At 27.5% G+C, this 4,872-nt stretch carries 4 protein-coding genes; all 4 read right to left on the reverse strand.

What is annotated here, in order from left to right:
* Positions 1-85: 85 nt before the first annotated feature.
* The 4 genes from HNQ00_RS16160 to HNQ00_RS16175 all read right to left on the reverse strand — a co-directional run bounded on the left by HNQ00_RS16160 (position 86) and on the right by HNQ00_RS16175 (position 4,353).
* A complete protein-coding gene (locus HNQ00_RS16160) occupies positions 86-499 on the reverse strand; it encodes a hypothetical protein (RefSeq protein ID WP_173839540.1) in 414 nt (137 codons plus the stop codon).
* A gap of 181 nt (positions 500-680) precedes the next feature.
* Positions 681-1,751, reverse strand: a complete 1,071-nt coding sequence (locus HNQ00_RS16165) for a serine hydrolase domain-containing protein (protein WP_173839541.1) — start codon at positions 1,749-1,751, stop codon at positions 681-683.
* A 181-nt stretch (positions 1,752-1,932) separates the two neighbouring features.
* Positions 1,933-3,687 carry a hypothetical protein gene (locus tag HNQ00_RS16170; protein WP_173839542.1) on the reverse strand — a complete coding sequence of 585 codons (1,755 nt, stop codon included), beginning with the start codon at positions 3,685-3,687 and terminating at the stop codon, positions 1,933-1,935.
* A 174-nt stretch (positions 3,688-3,861) separates the two neighbouring features.
* Positions 3,862-4,353 carry a hypothetical protein gene (locus HNQ00_RS16175; protein ID WP_173839543.1) on the reverse strand — a complete coding sequence of 164 codons (492 nt, stop codon included), beginning with the start codon at positions 4,351-4,353 and terminating at the stop codon, positions 3,862-3,864.
* Between the last annotated feature and the right edge of the window lie 519 nt (positions 4,354-4,872).

Below are 4,872 nucleotides of genomic sequence, written 5' to 3' on the forward strand. Positions count from 1 at the left end.
CTTCTCTTCTAAACTCCATTTCTTGTATTTCATATCTCAAATGTACTATTTGAAATTTAGAATATCACTCTGAACTTATAAGGGGCTAAAATACTTTAGTGTAATTAATGTGTACTTTTTCTAATTTATCTTGAATTATAATCAACTCTTCGTTTTTCAATATTTTTCTTTTTGATTTTTTATTTTCAGTGATTTTTATTTCGTTTTTACAAAATTTCAAATCATATTTATTAGAGTAATATCCTGTTATTTGAGATAATAAATTTACAATTAAAGCAACTGAAAAGAATAACCAAGCAATATTAATAACTGTTTTAGTTGCGCAAGGAAAATTTGTATAAAGATTCATAACTAATACTAAACCACCACTCGAAAGAGAAATAATTAATATGTCAAATCTTTCTAATGAATATTTCATTCTGCTTTCAGCAGTCAAAATATATTCTTTTAGTTCTAATACATATTTATTATCTTTTTCGCTGTTTTTTTTATTATTCATTTATGATTTTCAGTAATTTACGATTTCTACGGGCAACATTACGGCTAACGTGTCGCGGCTTGCAGAAGTGGCGAACTTCGTAACCGATTATTTTCGGCTAAGATAAAATTTCTTGCGAAAGATAAACGTGAACTTACCACATATTTCGCCATTTTTGCAAACCGCTGTTGGCAGTAGTTGTTTATTTTTCTGTGATATATAAATTTGCTATTTCTTCAATAAAATTTTCTGGATGTGAACCTTGTAAATTTGTCAATATTACAACAGAAACATTATTTTTTGGATAGATAAAAAATGCAGAACGAACACCTCCCATTGAACCAATTATAGGGTTTTTATCTCTTAGTACCATATTAAACCCTAATGAATATCCATTTAAAAAATTATTCATTCCAGCTGTTTTACCATCATTTAAAGTTATTGGTTCCCAAAGTATTTTCAAGTTTTCTTCATTTATTAATTTATAGTTTTGTAATGCAATTATCCATTTAGCAATTTCTGTCGCAGTTGAAGATATTCCTGCTGCTGGTCTTAAACTTATTGGAATTGGTTCATAAATATTTGTAAGTTTTCCAGTTCTAAAATATGAATATCCTTTTACAGAGTGATTTACAATATCGTAATAATCGGTTAATCCAGTTTTAGCAGAGTTTATCATTTTTACTTTTTCAAATTGATTTTCTGATATATATTTTTCAAATGTTTTTCCACTTATTTTTTCAATTATCTTTCCAAGTAGTAAATAATTAGTTTGATTATATCTAAATTCTTCACCAGAATTAAATTCAATTGGTAATTCTTTTACTTTTTTTAATGAAATTTCATTATTTTCTGTCATTAAATTTCCTTCATTATCAAAAACATCAGGAATTCCTGAAATATGAGTTGCAATTTGTTTTATTTTAATGTTCTGCCAAGTCATTGGAAGACTGTCTAAATATTTTGAAATTGGTTCTTCCAAATTTAATTTACCACTTTCTACTAATTGCATAATAGCAACTCCAGTAAAAACTTTTGTCATAGAACTGATAGGGAAAAGTGTTTCATTGTCAACCTTTATATTATCTTGAATATTTGATAATCCATAACTATTGGTTTTAATTATTTTATTGTTTTTAACAACTGCTAATTGTAAACCAATTATTTTATTTTTTAACATTAAGTTTTTAATAGCAAAATCAACTTTATCTACTTGAGAATAAGCATAACTATTTACTAAAATAAAGGCAATTAAAAGCACCATTTTTTTCATATTTTTCTTCTTTTTGTTGTTTTCTACGTTTTTCGGCACAATTACTGCCAACGTGTCGCGGCTTGCAGAAGTGGCGAACTTCGTGACCGATTATTTTCGGCTAAGATAAAATTTCTTGCGAAAGATAAATGTGAATTTACCACATATTTCGCCATTTTTGCAAACCGCTGTTGTAGGCAGTTTATTTGGGTATAAATACACTTTCTATCATACGTTTAATATTGATATTATCTAGTTTTATTGAAAGAGGAACTCGTATATCTTGACCTTGTTTTAAATGTAATGAAGTATTATAAATTATTCCTAACAAATAATATACTTCAGGAATTTTACGTCCTTTTTCAACGCAAAAATTTAGTTTATTTCTAGTTCCGTGTATAGAATTAATAAATTCATCTTGATAAACTTGATTTTTTAATTTTTCATAAACTAATTTTTCAATTTCTACTCTTAACGCTATACAAACTGCGATTGGGTCATAAGGTGTGTTTTCAAATAAATATCTTCGTAATTCTCTAGAAATTTTTGAATGAAAAGCTGTGCAATTTCCCCAATCTTTATTTAAGCTATGTTTTTGAAATTCAGTACTTAAATCAGATGATTTGTCAATATGATAATGAAAATAATGTTTATCAAGTTCATCTTTAAGGGTTGGCTCTTCTCTATTATAAACTATTTTTAAAATTTCTTTGCTTGTTTTGGTATTTACTTTTTGTAAATAACATACTTGCATTTTTCTGTCATTAAAACAAAAATGATTGAAAAATTTTGGGTCTAGATGAGTCATTATAATTGGAAACAAGTTTTTACTACTTGACATCTTTTCTATAAATTCAGAAATATAATATTGAAAAGAAATCAAATTTCCATCATCTAAATAATCGAATACTTCATCTATAATTAAGATACAATTATCTTTTTTAAAAGTTTTTCGAGCTTTAACCAAAAGTGTTATAAAAGTTAATATATCTCTTTGTCCATTTGATATATTATGAGCTTTAGGCCATTCAATAAACATTTTTCTGTTTTCAATTATAGGCTTTATTTTAAAGCGTGTAGAGTTTATTGATTTTATTATTTCTTCATATTCAGCCTTATCTGTCAAGTATTCAAGATATTTAACAGACTTTTTAAAGTTTGCCTGTAATCTGTTTTCAACACTTATTATCTGTAAAGCTGTAGTTAAAAGGTCTACTTTATCTTTAATGAATTGAAAATCATATGTTTCTAATATGTTACAAATCTCGTTAATTTCAGAGATTTGGATATTATTTAAAATATTATCGGAAATGTATTTCTTAATTTTATTTGTAGTTCCATTTTGTAAAAGTATTTCTTCGGTTAATGATTTTAATAATGCTATTTTTTTAACTTGACGTAATTTAGAAAAATCAATTTTTTCGGCAATTTCATTCAGAAGAGAAAAGTTTGAAAAAAGTTCGGTTATATTGTTAGGTAATTTTTGGATTGGCGCAAACTTTTCTTTTTCATCTTTTGGATTGTAGTCAAAGTGAAATTCTTGGGGAATAGTATTAATTAATAGAGTCTTACTTATTTCAAGAGAAGGTTTTGCTATTTTTTTGCCATTTACATCCGCAATTTTTGCTTTAGCAACTAATTTACTATTGATAACAAAAACATCAAATTGGTTATTGATTTCATTTTTAGTTGAGTCAGCTGTTAAAACAGATTTATTACCTTTATCAATACAATTTATTTGAATTTTTGGCAGGTTTGTATCTTTGTTATTATGTAAGTGATTTTTGTGTAGTTCAATTTTTGAAGCAATGATTGAATCAAATGCTATCCCAAAAGAAGATTTTCCAAATCCATTTGGAGCTACAAAAAAAATTGGTTTATTTGGTTCTAATAAAAATTCGTATTCGTGTTTATCAATACCTTTTATATTCTCAATAGTAATTTTGTTAATTCTCAATTTTTAGGTTTTTTCGGGTTAAATTGCCTACAACGTGTCGCGGCTTGCAGAAGTGGCGAACTTCGTGACCGATTATTTTTGGCTAAGATAAAATTTCTTGCGGAAGATAAACGTGAATTTACCACATATTTCGCCATTTATGCAAACCGCTGTTACCTGCTGGCTTTTTTTCCGTTATGTATTTTCCAATAGTTTATTGTTCCTAAATTGAATAGAATTAATTTTTTCTGAATTAGCATCATAATCAAATGTAATAGTCAATTCACCTACTTTGTAGTTTTCAACAAGGAACTTTTTATTAAAAATAGCAATATTACCTTCTTTTGTTTCATTAGGAATACCTGCGAGTTTTATTATTTCAGTTCTATTATCTCCAAAATTTAACCCGTAAGGTAAGTTCATTATCAAAGATGAAGATTTTGGATAAAGAATGAAATGAGAGAATATTGGATTCCCCTCTTCAAGAACTATTTCTTCATCGTCATCATAAACAGCATCATTATTTGTAAATCCCAATTCTATTCCCGCTTTTTCTGAACAAATATAATTATGTTTTAAAATATTATATTCAGTAAGGTCTGAAAAATAATTTTTTAAAAAATACTGAAACTCATTATCATTCAGACTTTTTCCGAGGTTTTTCGTTAAGTTTTCGTAAGGTAGCATCTGTTTTTTTTTTAAGCTTGCAGGTAACGTGTCGCGGCTTGCAGAAGTGGCGAAATTCGTAACCGATTATTTTCGGCTAAGATAAAATTTCTTGCGAAAGATAAACGTGAATTTACCACATATTTCGCCATTTATGCAAACCGCTGTTAGTAGAGGTAGAGACACGCTTGTAAATAACCCACAGTAACCATTACTAATATGCCGTTGCTATTGCATTCCAACAAAATTTGGAATCATTTATTTTCTCTTAAACATAAACAATCTTGCTTAAAATGTATTTTATCGCCAGGCTTTTTTAAAAAGAGAAATTTGCCATAAACTATATCATAAACAGCTTCTACCATATCTTCCATAATTGGTATCCGTAGCTAATTTTCAAAGTGATTTTTTAACAAAGCTAAGGGGATTTTTTGTGTAAATATTCTCTAAATATTTACTTATTGATTATAGATAAGCTCAGCAATATCGACCACTTAGGAGTTATCTCTACTAACGTGTCGCGGCTTGCAGAAGTGGCGA

Source organism: Flavobacterium aeripolare, from assembly GCF_013294025.1.
Taxonomy (GTDB): Bacteria; Bacteroidota; Bacteroidia; order Flavobacteriales; family Flavobacteriaceae; genus Flavobacterium.

What these genes read in the sequence shown, in the direction of transcription:
- HNQ00_RS16175 (WP_173839543.1), bottom strand. Translation starts at nt 4,353, where the DNA reads ATGCTACCTTACGAAAACTTAACGAAAAACCTCGGAAAAAGTCTGAAT.
- HNQ00_RS16165 (WP_173839541.1), bottom strand. Translation starts at nt 1,751, where the DNA reads ATGAAAAAAATGGTGCTTTTAATTGCCTTTATTTTAGTAAATAGTTAT.
- HNQ00_RS16160 (WP_173839540.1), bottom strand. Translation starts at nt 499, where the DNA reads ATGAATAATAAAAAAAACAGCGAAAAAGATAATAAATATGTATTAGAA.